This window comes from Halolactibacillus miurensis (assembly GCF_900116255.1).
GTDB classification, from domain to species: domain Bacteria; phylum Bacillota; class Bacilli; order Bacillales; family Amphibacillaceae; genus Halolactibacillus; species Halolactibacillus miurensis.
Map to the genome: position 1 here is coordinate 46,621 of NZ_FPAI01000005.1, position 26,517 is coordinate 73,137.

Here is a 26,517-nt window from a genome sequence, read left to right on the forward strand (position 1 = left end):
GGGAATTAGGATGACAGAACCAAGAGAAATGATTCGAGTAGAAAAATTAAATAAATCATTTGGTGATTTACACGTCTTATATGATATCGATTTAAAAGTAAACGAGAGTGATGTGGTCGTTTTAATCGGCGCCAGTGGCTCCGGTAAAAGTACGTTATTACGTTGTCTCAACTTTTTGGAATTTAAAGATGATGGCAAGATCATAATAGAAGGCGAACAAGTCGAAGCGGATACGCATGACTTAAATAAAGTGAGACAAAAAGTCGGCATGGTATTTCAACATTTTAACTTATTCCCACATAAAACCGTCTTAGGCAATGTGATTGAAGCGCCGATTCAAGTGAAAGGTTTATCAAAAAAAGAAGCGATCAAAGAAGGGAAACGGCTGTTAGATAAAGTGGGTCTTGGTGATAAATATGATGTGTATCCATCACGCTTATCAGGAGGACAAAAACAACGGGTCGCAATTGCGCGCGCACTCGCCATGCAGCCGGACATTATGTTATTTGATGAACCAACGTCTGCGCTTGACCCTGAACTTGTCGGAGAAGTTCTTGAAACAATGAAAGAGCTAGGGGAAGAGGGTATGACGATGGTGGTTGTGACCCATGAGATGGGCTTTGCTCGTGAAGTAGGCGACTGGGTCGTGTACATGAACGAAGGCCGGATTGTCGAAGAAGGTAAGCCGGATCAAATTTTTGACCAGCCTAAAGAAGAACGAACGAAAGCTTTCTTAGATTCAATCCTGTAAAAGAGGGCCGAAAGTGTATATCACGAGATGTTTTAAATCAAGCACACCAAAAAACGTAAGGACTCATCCGTTGTCCTTACGCTTTTTGTGTGCTATTTTTACTTAAGCTGGTGTTCGGCGTAATAGATCATCGCTTCTTGCATAAATTGGGCTAAGCCCTCACCATATTGATCCATGTTTTCTGTGAAGCGTTCATCCATCGTATAAAGTTGAGCGACACCAATTAACATGTCTTTTGTATATGGGTAGATACGGTTTAATTGATCGACCCACACTTTTATACCGCTTTGAGCTTCCTCACTTGTCGGCGCAAGGTGACGAAGTGTGGCTAAGTGTTTAAAACTGTCATGCATCTGTTCCTGACTCACCTTTCCATTTTTTACGTTGGCTTTAGCGGTAAGTACAGCTTCTTTTCCGTATAATTGGGTGGCTTCCTCGTCATACTCGGTGTTGTTGAAATCAAATCCTTTAAACTTTTCTTCGTTTGACATATGTTTTCCTTCTTTCTCATGTAAGATTGTTTGATCGATTGTTTTAATCATCTCTGTTAATTGTGTGTGTTTTTTCATTAAAGCTTGTTTTTGTTTTTCAAGTGTGGTTAATCGGTCATGATCGCCCTCAAGGATTCGCTTAATATCAGTGAGGGATAGACCGAGGGTTTTATAAAAAAGAATGGACTGTAGCTGATTTAAATCATCGTCTGAATAATCTCGATAACCAGATTGATGACATTTTGCCGGCGACAACAAGCCAATCTTATCATAGTGATGCAAGGTGCGCTTTGTTAGACCCGTTAATGTACTTACTTCTTGAATTTTCATCTTCAGAACCTCCTTGTTCTCTACTATAAAGGGTAACGTTACGTGAGGGGCAAGTAAAAATTTAATTTTTCTCTCATGGATTTTTTGTGTCTAATAGCGGAAGAGAACAGGGTATGTTAAAATCTAAGAGTTGAAGACAACGATTAAAATAATGACAAGAAAACTGAGGTGTCGACAGTGACCGAATTAACATATGACCGCTTAATGGAAAAAATTAATCAGTTAAGTGAGACTTACGCGATTGATGAAGCGGTGTTTTATCAAATCATTGAACATTGGGATGAACAGGATGTATCCGTTGAGAAAAAGTTGAATGAATCGTTTAGAGGTTTATTAAATCAAGTCAGTGTTGAAATGAACAAGATGGATGAAATCATGGACGAGAGACCCACATGTTTTATGGGCTGTGCGTTTTGTTGCTACTTCCCGATTATTGTGACGGGATTAGAAGCGAAGTTAATCAAACAAGTGATCGACCGCTATCCAACAGAGAGAAAAGAAGCGATTCTTAAACATTTATCACGTTATCAAGTCAATCATGAGGTTAAGTTAAAACAAGCGCGCACGATTGACTTTAAAGACGATCCTGACTTTAAAAGAAAATACCGTACCCTTGATTTACCTTGCCCGCTGCTTGATTTAACAACGAATAGCTGTATGGCATATGAAGCCCGTCCGATTCCATGCCGAACGTATGTGAATTATTTAGATCCAAAACTTTGTGAAGAAAACCGCATGCCAAAAGAAACGGTTAGTTTTGAATTCTTATATGGCCCATATTTTGAAGCTTTGAATGAATTTGTGCAGTGGCTATATGAAGATGGTGACACCGGTATGATTCACTATCCGGATGATTTATTTAGTGAAGATTACTTAATTAATTGGCTTAATCCAACCGATCATGCTTAATCAACGTAAAGAAAAGCGTCTAAGACACAAGTCTTAGGCGCTTTTGCTTGGAGTGATTATACACATAACACAATTATACGAAATATAAAGGTAGGAACAGACATAATCAACCGGTGAAGATTTCACCCTTCGGATAGGAAATCCGAGGTGGTTGAGAGCGTGCAAGTGAAAAGGCAATCGTTAAAGGTCCCACACGACCGATAAACATGAGGAGCATAATCACAGGTTTACCAATCACAGATAACTGGTCGGTGATCCCGGTAGATAGGCCGACGGTACCAAAGGCTGAAAAAGCTTCAAACACCACGCTCATCATCGGTAAGTCTTCCGTTACTGCTAAAATAAATATCGCAATGAAAACGATAAAGAAACTAATAACAATGATGGATAATGACCGGATAACGACTTCCGTATCAATGCGTTGTCTAAAGGCAAATACTTGGCTATTACCACGGAGATAAGCAACCACCGCAAGGATAATAATAATTAACGTCGTCACCTTAATACCTGAAGCTGTCGAGGCACTCCCGCCACCAATAAACATTAAAAAGATTGTCAGCATGAGCGTACTTGGATTCATTTGACTGTAATCCAATGAGTTAAAACCTGCTGTACGAGGGGTTAACCCTTGGAAAAAGCTCCCCCAAATCTGTCCGTCAAGCGAAAGATCACCAATGGTATTGGGATTATTAACTTCTAAAATAAAAAAGCTAAGCACGGCGAAGACATTAATAAGAAATGTCCCGAGTAACATGACTTTCGTATGTAACGTCCATGTTCGCCATTTTCTTTTATGCATGAGCTCATAAATAACAGTAAAACCAATCCCACCTGAGACGAATAGAAGGGTTATCACGATATTGATCAGTGGGTCTGCGACATAGTGAGATAAGCTATCACTAAAGAGACTAAAACCCGCATTATTAAATGATGAGATCGCGTGAAAGAGGCTAATAAATATCCCGCGCCCGACGCCAAACTCTGGAATCCACCGGATGCTTAACAGCGCTGTTGCGATCAGTTCCATCGTCACCGCAAAATAGAAAAGGGTTCGAATCAGACGGATGATCCCGCCCATTGAATTTTGATTTAACGCTTCCTGCATCAACAGTCTTTCTTTTAAACGGATTTTTTTTCCTAGGAATAAGATACTCATCACCGCAAATGTTAAAAAGCCTAAGCCGCCAATTTGAATAAGGATCATTAATACCGTTTGTCCGAAAGTAGTAAACGCTGTCCCTGTATCAACAACAATTAAACCGGTAACCGTAACGGCTGATGTGGCTGTAAAGAAAGCGTCCAGCCATGAGAGGGGCATCGTGCGGCTAATCGGTAATTTAAGAAAGAGTGTCCCTAACGTAATAATCACAAAGAAACCCATCGCTAATATTTGTGGTGGTGATAAAGGATTATCTCTTAGCTTTAAGCGTAAATTCATCGTATACTTCCACCTTTTTAAATTTTTGAATCGACCGGTTACGCCCTAAAATAATGAGGACATCTTTTGGCTGCATTAGATAGTAGGGACTTGGATTAATATCCACTTTACCGTTATGACGAATACCTATGAGTGATAAGCCGTAAAGGCCTCTTAAATCAATAGCTTCGATCGAACGATTGACTAAACGGTCGGAAACTTTTACTTCAACGATACTATGATCATCCGAGAGTTCAATAAAATCCATAATATGATTATGCAGTAATTGATTGACGAGTCGCTTGGCGATATCTTTTTCAGGCTGAATAATATAATCAGCGCCGATCCGACTTAATATTTTTGAATGGTTCTTGTTGATCGCTTTTACCCAGACGTTTTTGACACCCATATCTTTTAAGATGAGGGTCGTTAAAATACTCGCTTGAATGTCTTCACCAATCGCCACAATAACGTAATCAAAATTCGTTAAACCGAGACTTTTTAAGCGGTTTTCCTCTGTCGTATCAGCGACAACCGCATGAGTGGCAATCGCTTGATAATCGCTAACCAGTCGCTCTTTTTTATCAATCACAAGCACATCGTGTCCTTGCTTGATTAATGTATCTGTCACGCCACGACCAAATTGGCCTAAACCAATGACTGCTAATTGACGCTTAGCCATAGGATGACCTCCTTTTTTCTATATAAATCCGAAGTTTTTAAGCAATGTTTTACTTAAGCTACCATACGTTAATTATACACGAATGTCAATATAAAAACCGGTCAAAATGACCGGCTAAATAATAAGATAACGATCATCAAATCTGAGTCGATAGGCATCTATTAGATGACTCATGAGGGTAGATTTGCTTTGATCTGTTTGATGTAATCAACGACAAGATGTGAATCTTTTTCTATTTGTGTTAAGCTCTCTTCTGCGTCGTGTATGCGCTGGTTAGTGTAACTTTTAATGGCTGCACGCGCTTGGTCATGTATGCGCTTATGTGGTGGTAAAATCGATTGTTTAACGGCTTGACATTTCTCGGTCTGGGGTAACGTAGTTAACCACTGTCCGAGACGACAGTCTTTTTCAGTCCCAACTTGAGAGTCATCTAGTGTAACATAACCTAAGATCATATTGTAAATATTCCATTTCCACATTAAATGGTCTGCGATTGATACGTCAGCTTTTGTTTGATCGTTTAGATCGTGTAAATGTTGATACATCGCTGTCCGAATGGTATTCAGTGTTGCTGAGATTTTATAAAGTACGTCACCTGTTCTTTCGGTATCTGATTCAATTTGATGGCTGATATCATTAATTTGTTCAAGATGAGCCGCCATTTGTTCGGTTGTGGCTGATTGTTCTTCTACATTGGCACTTACTTCGGTAAATGCTTGGGTTAAATAATCAAAGGCTTCTTTAATACCATCCAGTTCATTAAAGGCCTCGCTCATCTTTTCATTGGCTTTCGTTAAGTCATCAACAATATCGTCTACTTTATCATTTGTTTGATCAATCTTCTTCGTGAGTTCTGAGACGATGGATTCAATCTGAGCTACCTGGACTTTCGTTGAATCGGCGAGTTTTTTGATCTCATTGGCCACAACAGAGAATCCTTTACCGTGTTCACCCGCACGTGCCGCTTCTATTGATGAGTTTAAAGCAAGTAAATTGGTTTGTTCAGCCACGCCTTTAATCACATCCACCATGTCAGTAATGCGAGCGGCTTCTTTGATCACTTCGGCCATATCGGTTTTAATTTCGCCGACGCGACTAACATCTTTATTCATTTGTTTAAAAGCTGTTTGGGCGTCGGATAAGCTTTTATCCGTGGTTGTTTTAGCTACGCCTGCCTTTTCGGCTGAGGTTTGGGTTTGTTTAGCAATCTCCTCTGTCGTAGAGGCGAGTTCCTCACTACCGCTGGCGACACTTTCAATAAGGTCAGCTTGATTACGGACGCTTAAAATCATTTGTTTGATGTAGTCTAAGCTCGTCATCTCAATTAATAAGGCATTGATCGATACGAGTGTCGTTTCTAAATCGTTGCGCTTTTCTGATAACTTTGTTGTTAGGTCATCTACGACAGCTTTTGTGTCATTTGCTTGGATATTGACAGGATGTTTTGGCTTTTTCTTAAACATGCTTATATCACTCCTCAATATAAATACACTACATATTTAATATCGGAATATTCTTGGCGGTTATGAAGAGACGTGTGTGGCCTTTGACTATAAATTTTCACCTGTAGATAGTCGACAATGTATGGTAAAATATAGGCATACATAGAGAGTGAGGAGATTGACATGTTGAAAAGATGGTTACTTCCTTTAGTGATGATCGTGCTTATGTTATCAGGTTGCGGGGCAACGTTAGAGTCATCGGACAGTGAAGGAACAAATGATGCCGCGACAGAAGATTTGGGGACCGATGTTGACCAAGCAGGGGAGGATTCAGATCAAGCCCAAAATGAAGTGAACAATGAATCGAGTGAGAACGAAGCAGCGACTGACACCGCTGTGAATGATGATATAACAGATACAGGTGAAACGTCTACAGAAGATACTAACCCTATCGAAGCATCTGGCAATATGACGGTACATTTTATTGATGTCGGTCAAGGGGACAGTATCCTCATTGAAACAGCTTCAGGAAATGTCTTAGTTGATGCAGGTAACTGGAATGGGCGTGCGGTGATTGATTATTTGAACAGGCGAGGGGTGACGCACCTAGATTTAATGATCGCTACACATTCAGATGCTGATCATATCGGCCAAATGCCACTTATCCTAGACGCTCTCACGGTAGATGAAGTGTGGATGAACGGCGTTGAGTCGACATCAAAAACTTTTGAGAATACCATTAATCTTATTATGGAAAAAGATATTGTCTACTATGAACCTGAAGTAGGTGATGGAATTGATTTTGGCGATGTCGCGATTGATGTTTTAGGACCTATCACAAAGACGAATGATGCCAATAAAGACTCAATCGTTACTAAAGTTACACACGGTACGATTGATATTTTATTAACGGGAGATGCAGGTATAAAAGAAGAAGCGACCATGATCAATCAATTTGGTACGGGGTTACAGAGTGAGATTTTAAAATTAGGTCACCACGGATCGAATACATCGACATCAGCGGCCTTTTTAGAAACGGTCAAGCCAGAAGCTGTCATTATTTCTGCTAGTGAAAAGAATAGTTATGGTCATCCGCATGAAGAAGTCGTTGCGCGATTGATCAAGGCGGGGGTAGATGTGTATCAAACGAGTCAACATGGTGATGTTGTGTTTCAATCTGATGGGCAAAAACTCAAGCTCATTGAAGCAAACGACTACCCAACAACACCTGTGGTGACAAAGGACGATTCAACGAATGAGACGAAAGAGGACACAACAGTTGCACCACCTGTCCAGAGTCCAGCGCCTGATGCACAAGCTGATGATACGACGAATAAACAAGATGTGCAAAGTGGCGCGTGTGTCGATATTAATACCGCCTCAAAAGAGGAACTCATGACGATTATTCATATAGGTGAGGAACGGGCAGACCAACTGATTAAATTAAGACCGTTTGATTCTGTTGATCAATTGACCCGGATTAAGGGGATTGCGGCGGGAAGATTAAAGGATATTAAAACAGAAAATAAAGCATGTGTGAGGTGAATCTTATGAAAACATTAGCTGTCATTGACCGTTTCAGTGATTTGAATACAGCGGTCATATTAGTAGAATCAATGCATAAACAATTTGTCGTTAAAAAAGATCAATTGCCAACGGGGGCAAAGCCGCAAGATTATTTAGATGTGGAAGTGGCAGACGAGTCGCTTCAGATCCTCGGTATAAATACCGTGGAAACAACAAAGCGTAAAAAAAATATACATGAGAAGATGGAAAAATTACGGGCGAAAAATAGTGCGGTCAGTCGGAGGCGACGATGATGGATATGACAAGACATAAGCGCATAACGGCGCTCATACTGTTTATCACTTTACCTATTTTAATGGCGCCCGTTGACTTATTTCTTGCCCCGAACTATTGGGTAAAATCATTCGTTAAAATCATTCTATTTATCCTTGTGCCCTTAAGCTTGAATCAATATTTTAAATGGGTTAAGGTGAGCGATATATTTGTGTTAAAGAGGAAACAAGTATTACATATCGTTGTGCTAGCAGTCGCGACTTACGGATTGATCGTACTCGCCTATCTTTTGTTAAAAGATTTGTTTGATTTCTCGATGGTCACCGGCCAATTGGCATCCTCCATGGCGATCACTAAAAATAATTTCTTGTTTGTCTTTTTCTACATTCCGCTCGTGAATGCGATGATTGAAGAAGGTTTTTTTAGAGGGTTTGGTTTTTTAACGTTAAATAACTATTGGCCGCGCTGGATGAGTTATACATTAAGTGCTTTTGTCTTTAGTTTGTATCATGTCGCGATTATGGCACAGTGGTTTTCACCTGTCTTATTTCTTTTGTTGATTGCCAGTTTAGTCATCGCTGGGTTATTCTTTAATTATATTAATGAAAAGACCGGGTCCATACTCACATCGTATGTCATTCATGCCGGAGCAAACTTAGCGATTAACACGATTGGTTTAAGTCTATTCGGTATTATTTAACTACCAGTTATAACATGTAAAGAGCCACCCTAAACATGAGGGCGGCTCTTTACGTTTATAATGATACATCATCGAGTGCATTAATACACTTTATCACCATTGAAAATAGAATTTTTAACGACGACATAATCTACATTACGAATCGCCATTAACTGCTTTCCACCCGCATAAGAAATACTAGACTGTAAGTCTTGTTCCATTTCTAATAAAGTGTCAGCCAATTTGCCGCGGTATTCTACGTGCATTTTTTTACCTTCGACGTTCTTTTTCTCACCCTTTTGATATTCTGAAGCTGAACCAAAATATTCTTTATAGAGCTTGCCATTCACTTCAACGGTTTCACCAGGTGATTCTTCGTGTCCGGCAAATAATGATCCGATCATGACCATTGAGGCGCCAAAGCGAATTGATTTAGCGATATCGCCGTGGGTTCTAATACCACCATCGGCAATGACAGGTTTACTTGCGGCTTTTGCACACCAACGAAGCGCCGCTAGCTGCCAACCACCCGTACCAAAGCCTGTTTTGATTTTAGTAATACATACTTTCCCTGGACCAATACCAACTTTTGTTGCATCTGCTCCGGCGTGTTCTAGTTCACGCACAGCTTCAGGTGTCCCAACATTTCCGGCAATCACGAAAGCTTTTGGCAACTGTTGTTTAATATACTGAATCATTTTAATGACCGCTTCTGAATGTCCGTGGGCAATATCGATTGTGATAAATTCAGGGATGAGCGCTTTAGCTTTTAATTGATCGATAAAAGCATATTCTTCAGGTTTTACACCGACACTGATCGAGGCAATTAATTGATCCCGTTGCATCGATTCAATGAATTTTTCGCGTGTCTCAGGCTCAAACCGGTGCATGATATAAAAGTAACCGTCTGTCGCAAGCTTACGGGCAATACGTTCATCGATAATGGTTTGCATATTAGCGGGAACGACCGGTAATTTAAAGGTATAGCCACCTAATGTGACCGACGTGTCACACTCGCTACGTGACTCTACGATACACTTCGCTGGTACTAATTGAATATCTTCATAATCAAATACATTTTCCATTGTATACACTCCTAAAAGACGAATATTTTATAGTAGGTTAAACATTATTGTTCGAATCCCTCAAGTAATATACCGAATTTCAATAATAATGTCAAATATTTTTATTAAAAAACGAAAGATAATCTTAAGAGTGTATAAAATTGTTCGTTATTCCTGAATAAAATGCGCGCAAAGACGTAAAGATTTGATATACTATTTTTGTAAGCGTTAACTTAGGAGGAGATAAAAGATGCAAGTCATCACAGAGTATTTAAGAGAACATACACCGAAAGTGACACTGACCAGTTATATTATTGACGATAAGGAAGAGTTTCAAACGGGCATGAAGCGACCAGCCGTTGTTCTTGTGCCAGGTGGCGGTTATTTTGGTGTGTCAGACCGCGAAGGTGAACCTATTGCTTTGCGTTTATTAGGGCTAGGTTATCATGTGTTTCAATTGCGCTACACGACACGTGATACAAAAAATGAGACAGATCAAGATATGATCAGCGATCAAGCGCTAGAAGATTTAGCCACATCCTTTGAATATATTCACGCGCACTCTGATCAATTTTTAGTGGATACAAAAAAGATAATTCTCATGGGTTTTTCTGCGGGTGGTCACTTATCGGCGATGTTTGCGACTTATGGACAAACAGAGGCATTTTTGGCAAGGCGAGATCACAGTAAAGCAGTATATCAACCGGCTTGTCTTGTTTTGGGCTATCCCGTTGTTGATTATCTGGAAATGATGCGTGTTGTTGATGCTTCGGCATCAAGCGATTTACAAAACTTTTGGCAAGCATCTCATCAATATGTCTTCGGCACTGAACATCCAACAGACGATCAGTTACGTGAAAAAAGCCCTATTACTTATATTACGGCAGAAACCGTTCCAACGTTTCTTTGGCATACGGTTGAAGATGGTTTAGTCCCACACGAGAATGTTTTAACCTTTGCGCGAGTCTTAGCAGCTAACTGTGTCCCTTATGAGTTGCACTTATATCAAACGGGCGTCCATGGATTGGCCCTTAGTGATGAGACAACAATGGGTGAGGCGAGTCACGTCAATATGGCGGCCCAAACATGGTTGCCTCAACTTCATACGTGGTTAAAACAACACGGCATCTCTATCGCTCACGTCTAACTTTATAAAAAGAATGAAGGTTTACTAACTAGATAAAACAGGAAGAGTCTTATGTAAGCTATTTCTTAGCTTATGACCAAATCCTAAGGGAGGAATGTTGTGTGAAACACTTAGTCCTCGTATGTGCTGTTGGTATGTCTAGTAGTATGTTAGTTAATCGAATGATTCGGGTTGCAGAGAAACAAGAGTTAGAAGTCATGATTCATGCCTCTGGTATGGGGGATTTGACTTCTTTTACTGATGCAGCTGATGCGCTACTTATCAGTCCACAAATTCATTACATGGAAGAAAAAATTAAAGCGAAGTATCCACACATTCCAGTTATGTCTCTTTCGTCAAAAGATTATGCTGAAATGGACGGGGAAAAAGTATTAAGGCAAGGGTTAGACTTAATAGAAGACGGGCTCATGAAAGAATAAATGAGCTAAAATAATGAAAGAAACACAATCATGACAGCACTAAAAGGAGACCCTTATGACAGAAAAAGATTAGTTACAACAAAAAGCTTTTGGCATAATCGCAGAAGCAGGGAGTGCTAAAAGTTTAGCGATTTTAGCCCTCCAAGATGCAAAACAGCAACAAACTAAAGAGGCAGAACAGAAGCTAGAAAAAGCTAGACGTTACTTTAATGAGGCGCATCAGTATCATCGTGATCTAATCCAAAAAGAGGCTCAAGGCGATGATATCCAGTTATCATTAATTTTCATGCATGCAGAAGATCAATTGATGTCAACGGAGACGATTCTGATTCTCGTTGAAGAAATGTTGGCTATGTATCCACTTATTCACAAAAATTAAGAGAAGGTCATGATAGCAAAAACGAGAGGTATTAACCATTCGTCTCAACTCTTTGTGAGCGCAGTGTTAGTGCAGTAAAATGATAAACTTATGTTATACTACATGTGTGTGATTGGCGAAGCTATGGCTTGATTTTTTTTGAAAGTAGGGTGGATATGAAGTATCGTTATTTTTTGTTTTTAGCTGTGTTCGAATGCGTCCTTAGTATTGGGGTAGGACTATATAGTTATTCTCTCGGTAAATTCGATGTCTTTATCGTGGCACTGTTATTCATTGTCTTAATGGGGGCAGTGATTAATTTCGTCTTATACCGTTATTTTAAAAAGCTATCAACGCATACGGCAACAAATATAACAGAATAAACAAAAGGTGATCCGTTACGGTGGATCGCCTTTTTGTGTGAGTAATTATTGAGTGATTAATCCCTTGATTAAACATACGTATAAGAGTAGATGTAAGTAGGTGAATCACTTATATCTATGCGTATGTTTCCAACTAAAATCGAGAAAAATATAGCGCATTAAGGACTATTTACGGATAAAGATGTTATGTTTTTATAAAAAGTACTTGAATTCATCCGGACAAGTGACGATAATGTAAGTAGGAAGAACGAGAAAATATCTAGGAGTGGTACGAGTGAAAATTACTCAGAAATTATTAATGAATGCGATGATCGTCCTTGTTTTACTTGGGTTTGTTGGTTGGATGAGTATAGAAGCATTAAAAGAAACACGACAAAGTTCGGACGAAATGTACGAACAACGTATCGAGCCGATGCAAGATTTGAATCAAATGGTCCGGTTAGCTGAGAATGCGCAAGTGAACATGTTAACGGCGGTGACGTATGAAGATCCGTCATACATAGAAGTCGTAAGTGAGAATTTTTCAAAAATAGAGACACACATGACGAATTTTGAAAGCGCTATCCTAACAGAAGAAGAAGCAGAGTTGTTTAAAAAAGCGAAAGCTAATTGGATTAGGTTTGAACGTGTCGTCAATAATCATATGGTGATGATTGAAGCGGGTGACTATGAAACGTCAAGAGATGAACTGATGAATATCGGCATGTTTTATGAGTCATTAAGTGATTATTTAGAACAGTTGATGGACATGAATCAAGCGGCTGTCACTGACTTATATAGTGACACACAGACGGTCTTTCATAACAGCAAATGGATGATTTATATTGTTGTCGCTGTGGCGGCGATCTTTTCATTAGTGACAAGTACAATTTTAGGGCGCTCGATTACAGTACCACTTAAAGTTGTGACCAAACGCATGAAAGCCATGGCGACTGGGGACTTGACACAACAGCCATTATTTAAAAAGCGCCGTGATGAAATTGGAGAACTATCAAGACAGATGGCAGTTATGCAAAGAGATGTTACGGCGGTTATTTATGACATTAAAGAGACCGCTAAAGGTGTTATGGACCAAATCAACGTCCTCACGACATCCTCCCTACAAGTGAAAGAAGGTAGTGAGCAGATTGCCGAAACAATGACCGAATTATCGAGTGGGGCAGAAAACCAAGCACAACATGCTCAAGAACTCAACGAGTCCATGGAACGTTTCTTAGTGGCCGTCAACGACATGACACATGAAACAACGGCCTCTACAAAAGAAGCCGAAACGGTCATTGATTTAACAGCTAAGGGTGCTGATTCAATGGAACAAAGTGTCAAGCAGATGCAAGCGGTTGAGAAAGTCGTCAGAGCGGCGGTAGTCGGTGTGGAGGAGTTAAATACTGAAACAGAGAAAATCACAAAGTTAGTTGATGTGATTCAGAGTATCGCAGAACAAACAAATTTATTAGCGTTAAATGCGGCCATTGAAGCGGCCCGTGCGGGTGAACACGGTAAAGGTTTTGCCGTTGTCGCAGATGAAGTAAGAAAACTAGCAGAAGAAGTCTCTTCTTCTATCCATCAGATTACAACCATTACCGAGACGATTCAATCTGAGACCCAAACAGTGACAACAGGGCTAAAACGCGGGTATAGAGAAGTAGAAACAGGCTCCGCTCAAATTAATGAGACGAAAGCGATATTCTTAAACATGGACCAAGCTTATCATCGTGTCTCGCGTTCGCTGCAACAAGTAGCTGATCAATTACTATCATTAGAGAACGGCACAATAAACATGCAACAGTCCATTGAAGAAGTCGCATCACTAACAGAGCAGTCAGCCGCGGGTGTTGAAGAAACAGCGGCTTCGAGTGAAGAAGCCGTGCAGTCTATGAGTCAAATAACAACAGTGGGCCTTGAATTGACAACGCTCTCAAAAGAGTTAACAGATAAGGTGAATCGTTTCAAATTATCGTAAAGGCACCTTTAATGCATAGACCGGTTGTTATATTTTGGTCGCGTAGTTTAAGTGGACCATCTGGTATAGATTTGTCCTATTTTCGTGTATAATAGGCCTAAAGAGATGCAGAAATGAGGCGACTATGATGAGAAATGATGAACGATTTATTGTAGCTTTTAATAAGATTGAGAAATATTTTGATCAACAAATCCTTGATACACGCTACGTTCCTTTTCACCGCGCGGTCCAACGATTAAGAAAAACGAATCCGATTGTGAGTCATTATCAACAAGATTTACTGGAGTTTTCAGAACTTAGAAATGCGATTGTTCATGGGCGCACAGGGCACGAATATACGATTGCCGACCCGCATGATGATATTGTTGAATTGATTGAAAAAATCGAACAAGAACTTACCGCACCTAAAAAGGTCATTGATTTATTCGGTAAAACACTGCGGTCCATTCAAGCAGACTTAACGATTGAAGAAGTATTGAACATCATCAAAGAAACAACGTTTTCACAATTCCCAGTGTACGTAAGTAAGCAATTTATCGGTCTCTTAACGGATAAATGTATTTTACATTTTATCGCACAACATATGAATGGCGACTGTCGCAAGTTATTTCATACCGAAGTGCGTGAATTGGTACAGGAAGATGCGATAAAGGAAGCGAATTATCGATTTATTCCGAGTGATATGAGTGTATTTGAAGCGGAGGCCATTTTTATGGAAGCAATGAAAAAAGATAAACTGATTGATGCGCTTCTTATTACGGATACAGGTGAAAGTCATAAAAAACTAAAAGGCATGATTTCACCAACGGATCTTATTAAAATTGACTAAGGTTTTTTAACGTTTCATAAAACAAAACTAAAACACCTGGCATCGTGATGAAGTCAGGTGTTTTAGTCTGTGACAGACTCTATTCATTGTAATAGCCGTCAACGATTTTACTTACCTTGTCGCGGAACGGTTCGATTGGTACGATTCGCGCTTCTCTTAAATACTCTTTGCCATCCACAAATAGAATCAAAACGGGTACGGTAAAGATATTAAAGCGACCCGCCACCTCTGGTACATTGGCTTGATTAACATAAGCTGTTTTCACTTGTGGGAAATCTTCAAATACAGTTTCAATTTGTGGGAGTAAACTCACACAGACGCTGCAATTTGGTCTTGAAATGTACAGGAATGAGACACCTTCGGTTGATAAAAAGTCATCAAGAGTGTCGTTAGAATCAATGGTATTAAACGTTGTCATAGGTTCACCTCATTAAATGATTATCTGATGTGTATTTAAGCACGTCTGGCGAACTTCTGCAACCTAATTGCTTGGGCTTTAGTAAACAATCGGGATGACCGATATTAAAACTAGTGACTTAGGGACCGTTTATTGTTTGATAGGTAAGGGAATACTTATACATGAGTTTAAACATGATTTATGTCGGTTTGTTAAAAGTCACTGTTGGTTTAATATGATGTTTGGAGTGAATCGAATGAAGTCATCACTACGTATCACATCAATTTATTTTATTATTTCAGCTTTATGGATCACCTTTTCTGATTATCTCGTAGAAGATACAGACTTTAGGTTATTTGATGTTGTGTCTGTCCAAACGTTGAAAGGTTATTTCTTTATTTTAATGACATCTGTCCTCATCTACTACCTTGTTGATCGTCTTGAGATGAAACAACAAGAAGCGCTTAATCAACGTTTAAATAAAGAACGTGAACTAGAGGAAATCTCACACATCAATGCCCGTTATAAACATGTGATGGAACAGATCACACAAGGGATCGTGTTAATAAATCCGAATAAACCACATCATCCGGTTATCTTTATGAATCGCGCGGCTGAAAGCCTTACCGGCTTTAATGAAACGGATATGTTTGGTCGAGAGTATCTTAAGATGCACCAAGTGCCGATGCCTGAGTTGGAACAGCAGCGGTTAAATGAAGCGATAAAGGATCAACAGCCATATGCGACAATATTACCTAACGTCAAAAAGGATGGGACATTTTACTGGCAAGCGATTAAAATGTCACCGATCTTTAGTGCAACGTCTCAATTAGAAAATTATTTAGTCATTCAAGAAGATGTGACCGATCAAACAGAACAACAACGTCTGATTGAAAATCAATTAGATATGTTTGAAGCGATTATTCGAGTGAGGGAGGAACATCAATTGCTCGAGTACTTAATCGATCGGGTCAGACACCACTTGGAAGGTGAAGTAGTGTTTTTACGACTGACAGAACCGTCTCACACGCTTCGATTTTATTCGAAGAATGTAAAAAAACCAACCCGCGAATTTTTCGATGCGCAACCATTGGACGGTCGCTTCATGACGTATTTAAGTGAAGATAAACAGGTCATTCATGCACAAAAGGTAACGATAAAAGAAGTTGATCCGATCTTTAACCAACAGTTGGGCTACCGATCGATGTATTCTGTGCCGGTGTATTCTGAAGCGAAGGAAGTTTACGGCATTTTAATCGTCTTAGTATGTGATGATGTCACAACGTTATCGATTCTCGATTCCGCCGTCTTATCGTATACCTCACTGTTTGCGATTGCGATGCAAAAACTTCGTTTTATGCAACAAATTACAGAAAGTGAACGCGTCTATCGGCTAATTTCTGAACACTCAACCGATATGATTGTCTTAATCAATGAGAAAGAGGGCATTGATTATATCTCACCTGCGGCTGAAAAGTTCTTTGGTGAGCTGCCGCATATGTATCGCTTACTCATGCAGCTCCCTGCGCGTTATCGTGATCAATTTGAAAGTTTCTTGCGCTTAGTGAAAAATACAAAAGAAAGCGATACATTAGAGTTAGACGTTCATCATCCTTTAGATGGTGATATGACAATGGAAGTTAATGCGGCTGTCTTCTTTGATCATGATGATTTAGAGGAGAAGCTACTGCTTAACATCCGTGATATTAGCGAACGCAAAACATTTGAACAAGCACTTAACCGATCACTATACTTTGATCCGTTAACGCAACTGCCGAACCGGTTCTATTTTAAACAAAAATTAAAGGATCGACTAAAAAGTCATTTAGCAACGAGTTTAGTGATGATTAGTTTTGATGAAATCAATCATATCCAACACGCCTACGGTGAAGATACGATGACGTTTATTTTAAAAGAACTCTCAGATTTAATGTCACCTTATAGCTTCATTCAACTGTTATCTAGAACGGGTGAAAGTGAATTTTCTTTCATTGTCAATACGAATGAACAAGAGAAATTAGATGAATACATTCAGACGGTTATTAAGGCAATCGAAGAGCCGTGGCATTTAAATGAAAAAGATGTGATTACGACGATTTCTGTTGGGGTCTCGATTTCACAGGATCAGTCCATCGATCAATTAATGATCGAAGCAGAGATGGCTCTAAAAGAAGCGCAGTTAGATGATGAAGTGAAAACGCACTACTATCACCCTGACCAACGCGAACAATCTAAACGTCAACTACAACTAAAGAATGATTTGTATTATGCGAGTGATTACCAAGAGTTTGAGCTGTTTTATCAGCCGATTGTTGATGTAAGAGAAGAACGCCTCTATGGTTTCGAATCGTTATTACGATGGAAACATCCGTCATATGGTTATGTTAGCCCAACGGAGTTTATTCCTATTGCTGAACAATCCGGACGTATTGTTCAGATTGGTTATTGGGTGATGGAAAAAGCTTGTCAGCAATTAAAATTATGGGAAGATAGTGGTTTAGAAGCAGTTGTGTCTGTCAATATTTCATATCGTCAAATCATTGAGGAAGATTTTGTGGAACGCGTTAAAACGATTATCAATCATTGCGGGTGTCATCGACATCACTTAGTCTTTGAATTGACAGAGAATATTCTAATGAAAGATATTGCTTTATCCAATCGTGTACTGAATGAATTAAAAGCCATCGGCATCCGGATTTCGGTGGATGATTTCGGTATTGGTTACTCGTCGTTGTCGTATATTAAGAAGTTCCCGATTGATATATTAAAAATTGACCGAGCTTTCGTAAGAAATCTCGATGAAGAAACAAATGATTTAGCGATTATTCGAGCCATTGTGGAAATGAGTCGTTCGCTTAACTTACGTGTCGTGATTGAAGGTGTTGAAACGGAAGCGCAATTAAAGTTATTAAAACAATTACGCTGTCAACTCATCCAAGGTTATCTCTTTAGTAAACCCTTGCCACCTAAAGAGGTTGTGAAGCAAATAGCAGGTATTCAACAACATCTAGAAGGCATATCCTAACTGATTAAGCTTGGGGCTAAAGAAAAAAGCGATGATACAAACATTAGCTTTTTTCTTTTTTGCCCTTTTTACTTGCCTATCTATCTCATGCTGATGGTTAGTTTAAAAAAGTGGTAAAGATAGGCTGGGATGGGAGTCTGAATCTTGCCTAGCGCAGAGGATATAAAAAAACAAAACAAAACAGTTGACTAGATACCCTTAGGGGTATATAATCAAATTAACAACGAATCATTAGGAGGTTATCAAATGAATAAAGTCACTGTTTATACAACCAATTCTTGTCCTTACTGCGTCATGTTAAAAAACTTCTTAGAAGCACAAAATATTGAATATACAGATGTCAATGTCCAACAAGACCCATTAGCGATGCAATATGTGATGAATCAAACGGGTCAAATGGGAGTGCCGCAAACAATAGTGAATGAAGAATGGGTGCTTGGGTTTGACCCTGAAAAGATTATGTCTCTCGTTAACTAATCGCATAGTGTGAGAAATGTTGAGGAGCGTTTAAAATGAAATATGATAAAAAACTAACCAATCGTCTTAAACGAGTAGAGGGGCAAATTAGAGGTCTCATTAAAATGATGGAAGAAGATCAATCTTGTCGTGACGTTGTGACACAGATGTCCGCTGTGCGCAATGCGGTTGATAAAACGATGGGGCTTGTCGTGAGTGAAAATTTACAACAATGATTAATCAACCCGCAAAGTGATGAAGAAAAAGATCAACTCATCCAAGAGGCGATGGAATTATTAATTAAGAGTAGAAAATAACACGTTGTGTGTATCAAAGGAGAAAACGATGAAAGCTATTGCTATAAATGATATTATTGAGAAATTAGAGAATAAAGAAGACGTACATGTGATTGATGTACGTGAACCATACGAATTACTAGACGGGAAAATTCCAGGTGCTATCAACATTCCGTTAGGTCAGATTCCATATCGCTTAAGTGATTTAGAGAAAACTACGCCCTATTATATCGTCTGTTTATCTGGAGCAAGAAGTCAAAGTGCGGTACAGTTTTTAGAAAGTCAAGGGTATGACGTCACCAATTTAACGGGTGGTATGATGTTTTATCAGGGACCGCAAGGGGTATAGGTATATTAACGTTAAAATATGAGAAGGAGTGATGGATTCGATGTATCATTATGTTGTCACATCAGAAAAATCAGCAGCTGAATTAAAGGATGCTTTATATGAGGTCGTTCCGACCATACAATTCGGGATTTTAGGTGAGCTTGATTTAACGGCGATTATGCAGAAAAAAGGTGTGGATCATCACACGCAGTCATACGAGTTTGAAGTATGTAATCCAAAGCATGCTAAAAAGTTAATTGACCAAAACCCACTTGCGCACATGTTTTTACCATGTAAAGTAACGATTTTCGAAGCGGACGGAAAAACACACATCGGTATGCCGCGACCATCTACGCAAGCGAGCATGCTAGAAGATACTAAACTAGAAGAACTGGCAAAAGAAGTGGAAGATATTTTAATTGGTGCGATTGACCAAATTAAATAACGAATGATGAAGATGCCCCTTTTTATCTGTAGCTATCTGATAAAGAGGGGCGTCTTATTTTTGTGGGCAAATAAGTGTCAACTTAATACCATATAAGGTATAATACTATACGATAAGGTTTATAAAGGGGGAAGCAACATGTTACCAGAAGCCATATTACTAGGACCGCTCGTAATAAAAGCAACACTGATTGTGACAATTTTAGGTTTGCTCGGTGGTGCACTGTTCTTTTATTATACCAGTCCACATGATAAGGCATTAAAAAAAATACATAGCAATAAAATACTAGACGGTGTGTTATATACGATGATCTTTACTATTGTAGCGAAAGTGATACTTAACCTGCCGTTATTTATTGACGACCCCGTTGCGGTATTAGCTTATCCAAGTGGTTCAAGCGCCCTTTATTTAGCTCTCGTCGGTGTCGTAGGTGTACTGGCTTGGTCTCTCAATAAAGAAGCAATCCGTCATCATCCGTTCATGGATAGCCTTTTCCGTTTCATCGTAGGGAGTCAATTTGTTCAATTATTTTTAACATTAACCGTCACGACTTATCACGTATCAATCTACCAACTGGGTTTATTATTTATCACGTTACTGCTGTTAGTGTTGCTAACGAAAACCCAGCTTGCTTTACCTAAACTCATTGGCTTGATAGCTTTTTACAGTGTGACGTCATTTGGTTTATACTTTATTGAAACAGTTCCGTTTTTTAGCTTTTACGTTAACGGGAGCTACTATCTTGTTCTTGGTTTTCTATTGATAGGCACACTCGTATGGTCACAAACACACACAACAGAAAGTAGGTAAACAATGCAACCAGCAACTGATGTTACACTATGGCTTGCGCTTTCCGCAGGTATTCTATCTTTTATGTCACCTTGTACCTTGCCAATTTTTCCGGCATATTTATCCTATATTACCGGCGTTAGTGTGAAAGATTTAAATGAAAAAAGAGACATGAAATTACAAGGACGTTTACTGCTGCATGCGGTGTTCTTTTTACTAGGAATGTCGACGGTATTTTTAAGCCTTGGTTTATCGGTCTCATTTTTAGGTGAATGGCTACAAACTTTATTAACCGGGGATACCGGCTTGTTCGTTCAACGAATAGCGGGGATCTTCCTCGTACTTATTGGCTTAGTTGTCGGTGGATGGGCGAAGATTCCGTTCCTTATGCAAGAACGTCGGATGCGGATTAAAAATAAGCCGGCGGGTTTATTTGGTAGCTTCTTTGTTGGGATTGGTTTTTCCGCCGGATGGACACCATGTATCGGCCCGATTTTTGCCTCCATCCTTATTTTAGCGGCGACTAGTCCAGCAGCGGGAGCGCTATATACTGTTGTCTATATTATTGGCTTTAGCTTACCGTTTTTGCTCTTTACCTTTTTCTTAGGCTCACAGCGCTGGTTAGTGAAGTACAGTGAAAAGCTGACGAAAGTCGGCGGCATATTGATTATCATGTTTGGGTTACTGCTGTTTACGGGAGAACTTGCACGATTATCAAATTGGTTATTGCGCCTTGTCGAAGACACATGGTTTGAAAATCTAGGATAATGAAAGGAGAAAGGTGAATGAAAAAAATAATCATTGCGGCCTTATTATTGTTGATGTTTGGATATAGCTTATATGAATTTGTTGATCCATTTGGTGATGACGGGACAAGTGAAGACTTTGATATAGTAGAAGGCGACGGATCACTTGAAGAAAGTGATGAGGCCAGTGATCAAACTGACGCGGGTCCATCAGTAGGGACAAGTGTCGGTAACCTGGCACCTGACTTTACGTTGTCATCAACAAATGGTGAGACGGTGACACTATCTGATTATCGTGGCCAACGGATCATGGTTAATTTCTGGGGCACTTGGTGTCCACCGTGCCGTGCGGAAATGCCTGACATGGAGAAGTTTTACCAAGAAAACGATGTTGAAATCCTAGCGGTTAACTTAACGCCAACGGAGTCTAGCGTAAGTGATGTCACGGAATTTATCGATGAATTTGGCTTGTCATTTCAAGTGCTTTTAGATGAAGAGTTGGCCGTCTCGTCTCGTTACGGTATTCAACCGGTACCGACATCCTTTATGGTTGATTCAAACGGTATCATTCAGTACGTGGCCCTTGGAGCCGTTAATTATGAACAAATGGTCGAAGCGCTTAATACGATGGAGTAAGCACACTCAAATTAAATAATCTGTAAAGAAAACAGCGACACCAAGAGATGCTTGGTGTCGCTGTTTCTTTATTTAAACGTTTGTTTTAACTGCATTTGTTCTGTAAATAAGGTTGGATAGGATAAGAAACCTAACATAATACTCGTTAAAATCGCTGTTGTGAGTAAAATAAATAGAATTAATAGTTGAAACTGAACGGCTTGAATCGGGTCCGCACCAGCAATGATTTGACCACTCATCATCCCAGGTAACTGAACGAGTCCCATCGTTTTTTGTTTCTCAATCGTTGGCACGGTACTCGCTTTAATTGACGTGAGCAGTTGCCTGTGAATCGCTTGTTTTGTCGAACCGCCGAGTGAGAGAATGAGTTCAATTTCATCTTGTTTATCCTCAACTTCAGATGTTAATCGATTGAGGAACAGAATCGATAAAACCATCGCATTGCCGACAACCATTCCGCTGATGGGAATGACATATTGAGGTGTCGCGGGGGTAATATTTAAACCAATTAAGATGGCTTGTGTCAGCAGTTCAATTGTTGTATACGTTAAGATCAACTTCCACGTGATGCCTTTGTAATTGATCCCTTTTTTTCTGGCATTATGGGTGGCCGCAAAAATAATTAAGCCTACCATAAGCATCATAAAGATAGGAGAATCCTGGTCAAAGATAAACTGTAGTAAGTAACCGACAATCAGTAGCTGAATAACTGAGCGCGCGGTCGCCACAAGAATATCTTTTTCAATGCCTAACTTTAAATAGTAAGCCAGTAAGAGTGGAATCAGAACGAATAGTAATGTCAGTGACAGAGTAAAGTAAGTCATGATTGATCGCCTCCTTCTAAAAAGTCGATGACCCTTTGATCGGTTGCTTCATCTAATTGATTTGTTGGTCCTTGGTAACGGCATTTACCGTCAATTAATACCCATGTATTGTCGCTTAACCGTTTGGCTTGGTCAATATTATGTGTGATCCACAGAATCGTCTGATGATCCTCTTTGTTAAGCTGTTTAATTAATGTTTCGATTGCTTGGGTGGAGACTTGGTCTAATGAAGAGGTGATCTCATCCATTAATAAAACCTCGGGTTGATTGACTAATGTGCGGGCAATCGATACTTTTTGTTTTTGACCGCCTGAGAGCTCCTTCGCTTTTTTGTGTAAGAAGCGTTCTTCTAAACCAACCTTTAGTAAAAAAGACAGCGCGTCGTCTTCGCTCAATGTGTCATTCTGTAACTGACGAGGTAAAGCTAAATTGTCATACACTGTCCCCGGTGTCATGACGCCTTCTTGTAAGACAATGCCGATGTTTTTTCTTAAGATCATCGGATGTATTGTTTTAACATCTTCATTATTAAAAGTAATGGTTCCTTTTGTGTGGGTTTTTAATTGATTGATTAATCGGAATAAGGTGGATTTTCCAGCGCCAGATGGACCAACGAAAGCTGTAATTTTGCCAGCTTCAATCGTACCAGAAATGTCTTTAATAATAGCTACATCATCTATATGAAAAGACACGTGATCAAGTGTAAGTGCAGTTTGCGTCATCGTCATTCTCCTTTTTCTCCTTATTACTTAAATAAATTAATTGTCTGACTCTTATTTAATATGTTTTAAAAATAGAGAGTCGGGTATATTTAAATGTAAGTGAACACTAACTTTATTAATTCTCCTATATTATAAGATAGAAAAGGGATGAAAGTAAAATCATTTATCTTTTAATCCTAGCGCACAAAGAGTCAAAAATCGATTGACAAATAATTATTATTAGATTATAATAATTATAAAGTAATAATTAATAACTTCTCTTTTTTGAGGGATGTTTATCAAATTGAGAAAAGGGAACAGTAACAAGGGAGAGAAAACGATGCAGTTACAAACAATTCAAGGAGGCTATTGGATGACACAACTACACGATCACGTAAACACAATCGTCGCAACACAAGGGGTGCTTTTTACGAAGTTACACCAACACCACTGGTATGTGAAGGGCGATAAATTCTTTACGTTACATGAAAAGTTTGAAGAGTTATATGATGAAGTAAACGGACAATTTGATGCATTTGCTGAGCGTTTATTAACGATTGGTGGTCGTCCTTATTCGACGCTACAAGAATTTATTGACCACTCAAGTATTAGTGAAGCACCATACACAAAAGAGGTCTCATCAGAAGAGATGGTCAAGACCGTCCTAGCTGATTTTGGCACGGTCGTCAAAGACTTAGCTAAAGGGATTGAACTGGCTGGTGAAGCGGGAGACGATGTGACGGAAGATTTATGTATCGGCTATAAAGCGTCACTAGAGAAGCATATGTGGATGTTACGTTTTTACTTAGGTTAAGTTTTTTACGCTGTACAAAAATGCTTTTACAAAACACATGAACGCATGTTATCAACATCCATCTAAACATATTCAATAAACAAAAAGGAGCTGTTTTCATTGACACAACTACATGATCACGTAAACAAAATCGTCGCAACACAAGGGGTATTATTCACGAAGTTACACCAACATCACTGGTATGTAAAAGGAAATAAGTTTTTCGTTTTACATGAAAAGTTTGAAGAATTATACGATGAAGTGAATGGGCAATTTGATGAATTTGCGGAGCGTTTATTAACGATTGGTGGAAGCCCTTATTCTACACTACAAGAGTTTCTTGATCACTCAAGTATAAGTGAGTCGCCATATACGAAAGAAGTTTCATCAGACGAGATGGTTAAAACGGTCCTAGCTGATTTTGAAACAGTCGTTGAGGACCTAGAAAAAGGGATTGAACTGGCTGGTGAAGCAGGTGATGACGTGACAGAAGACATGTGCATCGGCTATAAAACATCACTTGAAAAACATATGTGGATGTTACGTTACTATTTAGGCTAAGTAATCAAATGAAGTAAGAGACGTCAAATAGACGCAATAGCAGAGTTTCGTAGTGGATGAATCGAATGAATAAACTATTAAAGGAGTTGTTTTCATTGACACAATTACACGATCACTTAAACAAAATTGTCGCAACGCAAGGGGTATTATTCACGAAATTACACCAGCATCATTGGTATGTGAAAGGACCGAACTTCTTTACGTTACATGAAAAATTCGAAGCGTTATACGATGAAGTCAATCAGCAATTCGATGAATTTGCGGAGCGTTTGTTAACGATTGGTGGAACTCCATATTCTACACTACAAGAGTTTCTTGACCACTCAAGCATTAGTGAAGCACCTTACACAGATAAAGTACCGGCAGAAGAGATGGTTAAGTCGGTCCTTTCGGACTTTGAAACAGTCGTCAAAGAGTTAGAAAATGGGATTGAACTTGCTGGTGAAGCGGGCGATGACGATACAGAAGATTTATGTATTGGCTATAAAACATCACTCGAAAAACATATGTGGATGCTTAAGTACTATTTAGATTAATTTCACATGAGTGAAGTCACCATTTGTTCTTTTGTCGATAGACATATAGGTGAACGCAAGCGAATGTAACTAAAATAGCATGAAACAAGAGAAGCGAAAGACGAGAAGATAGAAAAAAGACTCACATGGCGTGAGTCTTTTTGTATGTCAAGCTAGTCTTAATAGAAAGATGCGCCAACGATGACAAGTAAAATAAACAAAACAACAATTAAAGCAAACGTATTGTAGCTGTTTGATTGGCATGGGTTTGGTTGGCAAGGATACATAAACGTCACCACCTTTACTCGAGATATAATAGTATATCCGATTAGTGATAAAAAGGTAGGGCGATTATCTTTAAAGAAACAGATTCTATTTTGATTAGCTCAATACGAGCCAATACTATTTAATCAAACGTCTTCCGATTCTTTTGCATTTATAGTCAACGCACGTTCGATCGCTTTTTTTACCCCATCATCATTATTTGATGTGGTCGTATAGGCGGCGTTTGCTTTAATTAAATCTGCAGCATTGTCCATCGCGACACCGTATTTAACGTTTGTTAACATCGGTAAATCATTTTCGTTATCACCAATAGCCATAATCTCATCTGACGTAATGCCGAGCGACTTGGCGTAACGTAATAGCGCATGGCCTTTCGTTGCTTCTTTATGATTAAATTCAACATTATCAAATCCTGAGCTTGTCACATAAATGTCTTCTCTATTTGAAAACATATGACGCAACGATTCAAGATCACCTTTATTATAAGAGAAAGCAAGTAATTTATAGGGGATAATATTCGGGTCATGTAAGACTGATAGAAAATCATCTGTAAAGGTGAATGTTTCTTCTTGGAAACGTCGATCAATATACGCTTTAATTTCATCATCACTGAACCCAACAAACTTTTCTCGTAAAATCGTTAACAACATATCGATAAAGTGATCTTTTTCTGGCGCGTAGACGCCGTTGTTTGTATACATTTCTAAATAAATTTTATTTGTGTCAACCGCTGCAATAATTTCTTTTGCGATAGGCACATCAAAGGGTGTGTCCACGACAAGATTATGCTCATGGTCGAATAGATTAGCCCCATTCATGCAAAGAATAGGCACGTCAAGTCCTGCCTTTGAAATTGCTTGTTTTGCAGAGCCGTATGAGCGGCCAGTTGCGACCATAAAACGAATACCTTGTTGTTCTGCTTTGTTAATCATCTGAACGGTTTCTTTTGAAATCGTCCCACCTTCTTGTAGTAAGGTGCCATCTAAGTCTGATGCAATTAATTTAATCATTTGCTTGCTCCTCATTATGTTTATATAGTAAATGGATGTAAATAGATGT

General features: G+C 39.2%; 32 protein-coding genes. 22 read left to right on the forward strand and 10 right to left on the reverse strand.

Features of this window, described 5'->3' with window-relative positions:
• Positions 1-10 precede the first annotated feature (10 nt).
• Positions 11-751: an amino acid ABC transporter ATP-binding protein gene (locus tag BM390_RS04705; RefSeq protein ID WP_062321512.1), complete on the forward strand. Its 741-nt coding sequence runs from the start codon at positions 11-13 to the stop codon at positions 749-751.
• Positions 752-849: 98 nt separating this feature from the next.
• Here BM390_RS04705 and BM390_RS04710 read toward each other — a convergent pair whose 3' ends face one another.
• Positions 850-1,572 carry a MerR family transcriptional regulator gene (locus tag BM390_RS04710; protein WP_062321510.1) on the reverse strand — a complete coding sequence of 241 codons (723 nt, stop codon included), beginning with the start codon at positions 1,570-1,572 and terminating at the stop codon, positions 850-852.
• 177 nt (positions 1,573-1,749) lie between these two features.
• On the opposite strand from BM390_RS04710, the gene BM390_RS04715 reads away from it, so the two are divergent.
• Positions 1,750-2,481, forward strand: coding sequence for a YkgJ family cysteine cluster protein (locus BM390_RS04715; protein ID WP_231631463.1), 732 nt, complete (start codon positions 1,750-1,752; stop codon positions 2,479-2,481).
• Positions 2,482-2,587: 106 nt separating this feature from the next.
• Here the strand turns inward: BM390_RS04715 and BM390_RS04720 are convergent, their stop codons facing one another.
• The 3 genes from BM390_RS04720 to BM390_RS04730 form a co-directional block, all read right to left on the reverse strand.
• Positions 2,588-3,919, reverse strand: a complete 1,332-nt coding sequence (locus tag BM390_RS04720) for a TrkH family potassium uptake protein (RefSeq protein ID WP_089853107.1) — start codon at positions 3,917-3,919, stop codon at positions 2,588-2,590.
• Positions 3,891-4,580 (reverse strand): potassium channel family protein, encoded by a 690-nt coding sequence (locus tag BM390_RS04725; protein WP_062321508.1) that lies wholly within the window; start codon positions 4,578-4,580, stop codon positions 3,891-3,893. The genes BM390_RS04720 and BM390_RS04725 overlap by 29 nt, the downstream gene beginning before the upstream one ends.
• Before the next feature lie 170 nt (positions 4,581-4,750).
• Positions 4,751-6,043 carry a methyl-accepting chemotaxis protein gene (locus BM390_RS04730; RefSeq protein ID WP_062321506.1) on the reverse strand — a complete coding sequence of 431 codons (1,293 nt, stop codon included), beginning with the start codon at positions 6,041-6,043 and terminating at the stop codon, positions 4,751-4,753.
• Positions 6,044-6,208: 165 nt separating this feature from the next.
• Between BM390_RS04730 and BM390_RS04735 the strand changes: the two genes are divergently transcribed.
• Genes BM390_RS04735 through BM390_RS04745 form a run of 3 tightly spaced genes read left to right on the forward strand, consistent with a single transcriptional unit; the run spans position 6,209 to position 8,522 of the window.
• Positions 6,209-7,567: an MBL fold metallo-hydrolase gene (locus BM390_RS04735; protein ID WP_177220626.1), complete on the forward strand. Its 1,359-nt coding sequence runs from the start codon at positions 6,209-6,211 to the stop codon at positions 7,565-7,567.
• Positions 7,568-7,572: 5 nt separating this feature from the next.
• The gene (locus tag BM390_RS04740; protein WP_062321500.1) at positions 7,573-7,842 is read left to right on the forward strand and encodes a DUF3006 domain-containing protein; all 270 of its coding nucleotides are present in this window, start codon (positions 7,573-7,575) and stop codon (positions 7,840-7,842) included.
• Positions 7,842-8,522 (forward strand): CPBP family intramembrane glutamic endopeptidase, encoded by a 681-nt coding sequence (locus BM390_RS04745; protein WP_231631462.1) that lies wholly within the window; start codon positions 7,842-7,844, stop codon positions 8,520-8,522. The genes BM390_RS04740 and BM390_RS04745 overlap by 1 nt, the downstream gene beginning before the upstream one ends.
• A gap of 80 nt (positions 8,523-8,602) precedes the next feature.
• On the opposite strand, the gene guaC is transcribed toward BM390_RS04745, so the two are convergent.
• Positions 8,603-9,586 carry a GMP reductase gene (gene guaC / locus BM390_RS04750; protein ID WP_062321497.1) on the reverse strand — a complete coding sequence of 328 codons (984 nt, stop codon included), beginning with the start codon at positions 9,584-9,586 and terminating at the stop codon, positions 8,603-8,605.
• 229 nt (positions 9,587-9,815) lie between these two features.
• Here guaC and BM390_RS04755 point away from each other — a divergent pair, with 229 nt between their 5' ends.
• From BM390_RS04755 to BM390_RS04780, 6 genes are all read left to right on the forward strand, one after another.
• Positions 9,816-10,712 (forward strand): alpha/beta hydrolase, encoded by an 897-nt coding sequence (locus BM390_RS04755; protein WP_062321496.1) that lies wholly within the window; start codon positions 9,816-9,818, stop codon positions 10,710-10,712.
• A 101-nt stretch (positions 10,713-10,813) separates the two neighbouring features.
• Positions 10,814-11,131, forward strand: a complete 318-nt coding sequence (locus BM390_RS04760) for a PTS sugar transporter subunit IIB (RefSeq protein ID WP_062321494.1) — start codon at positions 10,814-10,816, stop codon at positions 11,129-11,131.
• 94 nt (positions 11,132-11,225) lie between these two features.
• Positions 11,226-11,510 carry a PTS sugar transporter subunit IIA gene (locus tag BM390_RS15835; protein WP_255349950.1) on the forward strand — a complete coding sequence of 95 codons (285 nt, stop codon included), beginning with the start codon at positions 11,226-11,228 and terminating at the stop codon, positions 11,508-11,510.
• Positions 11,511-11,665: 155 nt separating this feature from the next.
• Positions 11,666-11,872 (forward strand): hypothetical protein, encoded by a 207-nt coding sequence (locus tag BM390_RS04770; protein WP_062321492.1) that lies wholly within the window; start codon positions 11,666-11,668, stop codon positions 11,870-11,872.
• Between the two features lie 274 nt (positions 11,873-12,146).
• Positions 12,147-13,832 (forward strand): methyl-accepting chemotaxis protein, encoded by a 1,686-nt coding sequence (locus BM390_RS04775; protein ID WP_062321490.1) that lies wholly within the window; start codon positions 12,147-12,149, stop codon positions 13,830-13,832.
• 127 nt (positions 13,833-13,959) lie between these two features.
• Positions 13,960-14,661, forward strand: a complete 702-nt coding sequence (locus BM390_RS04780; RefSeq protein ID WP_062321488.1) for a CBS domain-containing protein — start codon at positions 13,960-13,962, stop codon at positions 14,659-14,661.
• 79 nt (positions 14,662-14,740) lie between these two features.
• Here the strand turns inward: BM390_RS04780 and BM390_RS04785 are convergent, their stop codons facing one another.
• Entirely contained in the window at positions 14,741-15,079 is a 339-nt protein-coding gene (locus BM390_RS04785) for a thioredoxin family protein (protein WP_062321485.1), read from the reverse strand.
• Positions 15,080-15,314: 235 nt separating this feature from the next.
• Between BM390_RS04785 and BM390_RS04790 the strand changes: the two genes are divergently transcribed.
• The 8 genes from BM390_RS04790 to BM390_RS04825 all read left to right on the forward strand — a co-directional run bounded on the left by BM390_RS04790 (position 15,315) and on the right by BM390_RS04825 (position 21,779).
• Positions 15,315-18,083, forward strand: coding sequence for a bifunctional diguanylate cyclase/phosphodiesterase (locus tag BM390_RS04790; protein ID WP_177220627.1), 2,769 nt, complete (start codon positions 15,315-15,317; stop codon positions 18,081-18,083).
• A 246-nt stretch (positions 18,084-18,329) separates the two neighbouring features.
• On the forward strand, positions 18,330-18,560 hold the full coding sequence (locus tag BM390_RS04795; protein ID WP_062321481.1) for a glutaredoxin family protein: 231 nt from the start codon (positions 18,330-18,332) through the stop codon (positions 18,558-18,560).
• Between the two features lie 35 nt (positions 18,561-18,595).
• Positions 18,596-18,775, forward strand: a complete 180-nt coding sequence (locus BM390_RS04800; RefSeq protein ID WP_307725268.1) for a metal-sensing transcriptional repressor — start codon at positions 18,596-18,598, stop codon at positions 18,773-18,775.
• A gap of 109 nt (positions 18,776-18,884) precedes the next feature.
• A complete protein-coding gene (locus tag BM390_RS04805) occupies positions 18,885-19,184 on the forward strand; it encodes a rhodanese-like domain-containing protein (RefSeq protein WP_062321479.1) in 300 nt (99 codons plus the stop codon).
• Positions 19,185-19,224: 40 nt separating this feature from the next.
• A complete protein-coding gene (locus tag BM390_RS04810; protein WP_062321477.1) occupies positions 19,225-19,608 on the forward strand; it encodes a DUF302 domain-containing protein in 384 nt (127 codons plus the stop codon).
• Positions 19,609-19,746: 138 nt separating this feature from the next.
• A complete protein-coding gene (locus BM390_RS04815) occupies positions 19,747-20,418 on the forward strand; it encodes a hypothetical protein (protein WP_062321475.1) in 672 nt (223 codons plus the stop codon).
• Between the two features lie 3 nt (positions 20,419-20,421).
• Complete coding sequence (locus BM390_RS04820) at positions 20,422-21,165, forward strand: cytochrome c biogenesis CcdA family protein (protein WP_089853114.1); 744 nt, start codon at positions 20,422-20,424, stop codon at positions 21,163-21,165.
• 17 nt (positions 21,166-21,182) lie between these two features.
• The gene (locus BM390_RS04825; RefSeq protein ID WP_089853115.1) at positions 21,183-21,779 is read left to right on the forward strand and encodes a peroxiredoxin family protein; all 597 of its coding nucleotides are present in this window, start codon (positions 21,183-21,185) and stop codon (positions 21,777-21,779) included.
• Between the two features lie 68 nt (positions 21,780-21,847).
• Here BM390_RS04825 and BM390_RS04830 read toward each other — a convergent pair whose 3' ends face one another.
• Both BM390_RS04830 and BM390_RS04835 read right to left on the reverse strand, forming a co-directional pair.
• On the reverse strand, positions 21,848-22,603 hold the full coding sequence (locus tag BM390_RS04830) for an ABC transporter permease (protein ID WP_062321473.1): 756 nt from the start codon (positions 22,601-22,603) through the stop codon (positions 21,848-21,850).
• Positions 22,600-23,331 (reverse strand): ABC transporter ATP-binding protein, encoded by a 732-nt coding sequence (locus tag BM390_RS04835; RefSeq protein WP_062321471.1) that lies wholly within the window; start codon positions 23,329-23,331, stop codon positions 22,600-22,602. The genes BM390_RS04830 and BM390_RS04835 overlap by 4 nt, the downstream gene beginning before the upstream one ends.
• A gap of 346 nt (positions 23,332-23,677) precedes the next feature.
• Between BM390_RS04835 and BM390_RS04840 the strand changes: the two genes are divergently transcribed.
• The 3 genes from BM390_RS04840 (at position 23,678) to BM390_RS04850 (ending at position 25,194) form a co-directional block, all read left to right on the forward strand.
• Complete coding sequence (locus BM390_RS04840; protein ID WP_062322222.1) at positions 23,678-24,118, forward strand: Dps family protein; 441 nt, start codon at positions 23,678-23,680, stop codon at positions 24,116-24,118.
• A gap of 99 nt (positions 24,119-24,217) precedes the next feature.
• A complete protein-coding gene (locus BM390_RS04845; RefSeq protein WP_062322218.1) occupies positions 24,218-24,658 on the forward strand; it encodes a Dps family protein in 441 nt (146 codons plus the stop codon).
• Between the two features lie 65 nt (positions 24,659-24,723).
• Positions 24,724-25,194 carry a Dps family protein gene (locus BM390_RS04850; RefSeq protein ID WP_062322216.1) on the forward strand — a complete coding sequence of 157 codons (471 nt, stop codon included), beginning with the start codon at positions 24,724-24,726 and terminating at the stop codon, positions 25,192-25,194.
• 158 nt (positions 25,195-25,352) lie between these two features.
• Here BM390_RS04850 and BM390_RS04855 read toward each other — a convergent pair whose 3' ends face one another.
• Positions 25,353-25,460, reverse strand: a complete 108-nt coding sequence (locus tag BM390_RS04855; protein ID WP_082394521.1) for a YjcZ family sporulation protein — start codon at positions 25,458-25,460, stop codon at positions 25,353-25,355.
• Between the two features lie 123 nt (positions 25,461-25,583).
• Positions 25,584-26,468 (reverse strand): HAD family hydrolase, encoded by an 885-nt coding sequence (locus BM390_RS04860; RefSeq protein ID WP_177220628.1) that lies wholly within the window; start codon positions 26,466-26,468, stop codon positions 25,584-25,586.
• Positions 26,469-26,517 lie beyond the last annotated feature (49 nt).

Excerpts from the sequence above, each read along its gene's own strand:
- BM390_RS04705 (WP_062321512.1), top strand. The coding sequence starts at position 11 with ATGACAGAACCAAGAGAAATGATTCGAGTAGAAAAATTAAATAAATCA.
- BM390_RS04710 (WP_062321510.1), bottom strand. The coding sequence starts at position 1,572 with ATGAAAATTCAAGAAGTAAGTACATTAACGGGTCTAACAAAGCGCACC.
- BM390_RS04720 (WP_089853107.1), bottom strand. The coding sequence starts at position 3,919 with ATGAATTTACGCTTAAAGCTAAGAGATAATCCTTTATCACCACCACAA.
- BM390_RS04725 (WP_062321508.1), bottom strand. The coding sequence starts at position 4,580 with ATGGCTAAGCGTCAATTAGCAGTCATTGGTTTAGGCCAATTTGGTCGT.
- BM390_RS04730 (WP_062321506.1), bottom strand. The coding sequence starts at position 6,043 with ATGTTTAAGAAAAAGCCAAAACATCCTGTCAATATCCAAGCAAATGAC.
- BM390_RS04740 (WP_062321500.1), top strand. The coding sequence starts at position 7,573 with ATGAAAACATTAGCTGTCATTGACCGTTTCAGTGATTTGAATACAGCG.
- BM390_RS04745 (WP_231631462.1), top strand. The coding sequence starts at position 7,842 with ATGGATATGACAAGACATAAGCGCATAACGGCGCTCATACTGTTTATC.
- guaC (WP_062321497.1), bottom strand. The coding sequence starts at position 9,586 with ATGGAAAATGTATTTGATTATGAAGATATTCAATTAGTACCAGCGAAG.
- BM390_RS04755 (WP_062321496.1), top strand. The coding sequence starts at position 9,816 with ATGCAAGTCATCACAGAGTATTTAAGAGAACATACACCGAAAGTGACA.
- BM390_RS04770 (WP_062321492.1), top strand. The coding sequence starts at position 11,666 with ATGAAGTATCGTTATTTTTTGTTTTTAGCTGTGTTCGAATGCGTCCTT.
- BM390_RS04780 (WP_062321488.1), top strand. The coding sequence starts at position 13,960 with ATGAGAAATGATGAACGATTTATTGTAGCTTTTAATAAGATTGAGAAA.
- BM390_RS04785 (WP_062321485.1), bottom strand. The coding sequence starts at position 15,079 with ATGACAACGTTTAATACCATTGATTCTAACGACACTCTTGATGACTTT.
- BM390_RS04790 (WP_177220627.1), top strand. The coding sequence starts at position 15,315 with ATGAAGTCATCACTACGTATCACATCAATTTATTTTATTATTTCAGCT.
- BM390_RS04795 (WP_062321481.1), top strand. The coding sequence starts at position 18,330 with ATGAATAAAGTCACTGTTTATACAACCAATTCTTGTCCTTACTGCGTC.
- BM390_RS04800 (WP_307725268.1), top strand. The coding sequence starts at position 18,596 with ATGAAATATGATAAAAAACTAACCAATCGTCTTAAACGAGTAGAGGGG.
- BM390_RS04805 (WP_062321479.1), top strand. The coding sequence starts at position 18,885 with ATGAAAGCTATTGCTATAAATGATATTATTGAGAAATTAGAGAATAAA.
- BM390_RS04810 (WP_062321477.1), top strand. The coding sequence starts at position 19,225 with ATGTATCATTATGTTGTCACATCAGAAAAATCAGCAGCTGAATTAAAG.
- BM390_RS04815 (WP_062321475.1), top strand. The coding sequence starts at position 19,747 with ATGTTACCAGAAGCCATATTACTAGGACCGCTCGTAATAAAAGCAACA.
- BM390_RS04820 (WP_089853114.1), top strand. The coding sequence starts at position 20,422 with ATGCAACCAGCAACTGATGTTACACTATGGCTTGCGCTTTCCGCAGGT.
- BM390_RS04825 (WP_089853115.1), top strand. The coding sequence starts at position 21,183 with ATGAAAAAAATAATCATTGCGGCCTTATTATTGTTGATGTTTGGATAT.
- BM390_RS04830 (WP_062321473.1), bottom strand. The coding sequence starts at position 22,603 with ATGACTTACTTTACTCTGTCACTGACATTACTATTCGTTCTGATTCCA.
- BM390_RS04835 (WP_062321471.1), bottom strand. The coding sequence starts at position 23,331 with ATGACGATGACGCAAACTGCACTTACACTTGATCACGTGTCTTTTCAT.
- BM390_RS04840 (WP_062322222.1), top strand. The coding sequence starts at position 23,678 with ATGACACAACTACACGATCACGTAAACACAATCGTCGCAACACAAGGG.
- BM390_RS04850 (WP_062322216.1), top strand. The coding sequence starts at position 24,724 with ATGAATAAACTATTAAAGGAGTTGTTTTCATTGACACAATTACACGAT.
- BM390_RS04855 (WP_082394521.1), bottom strand. The coding sequence starts at position 25,460 with ATGTATCCTTGCCAACCAAACCCATGCCAATCAAACAGCTACAATACG.
- BM390_RS04860 (WP_177220628.1), bottom strand. The coding sequence starts at position 26,468 with ATGATTAAATTAATTGCATCAGACTTAGATGGCACCTTACTACAAGAA.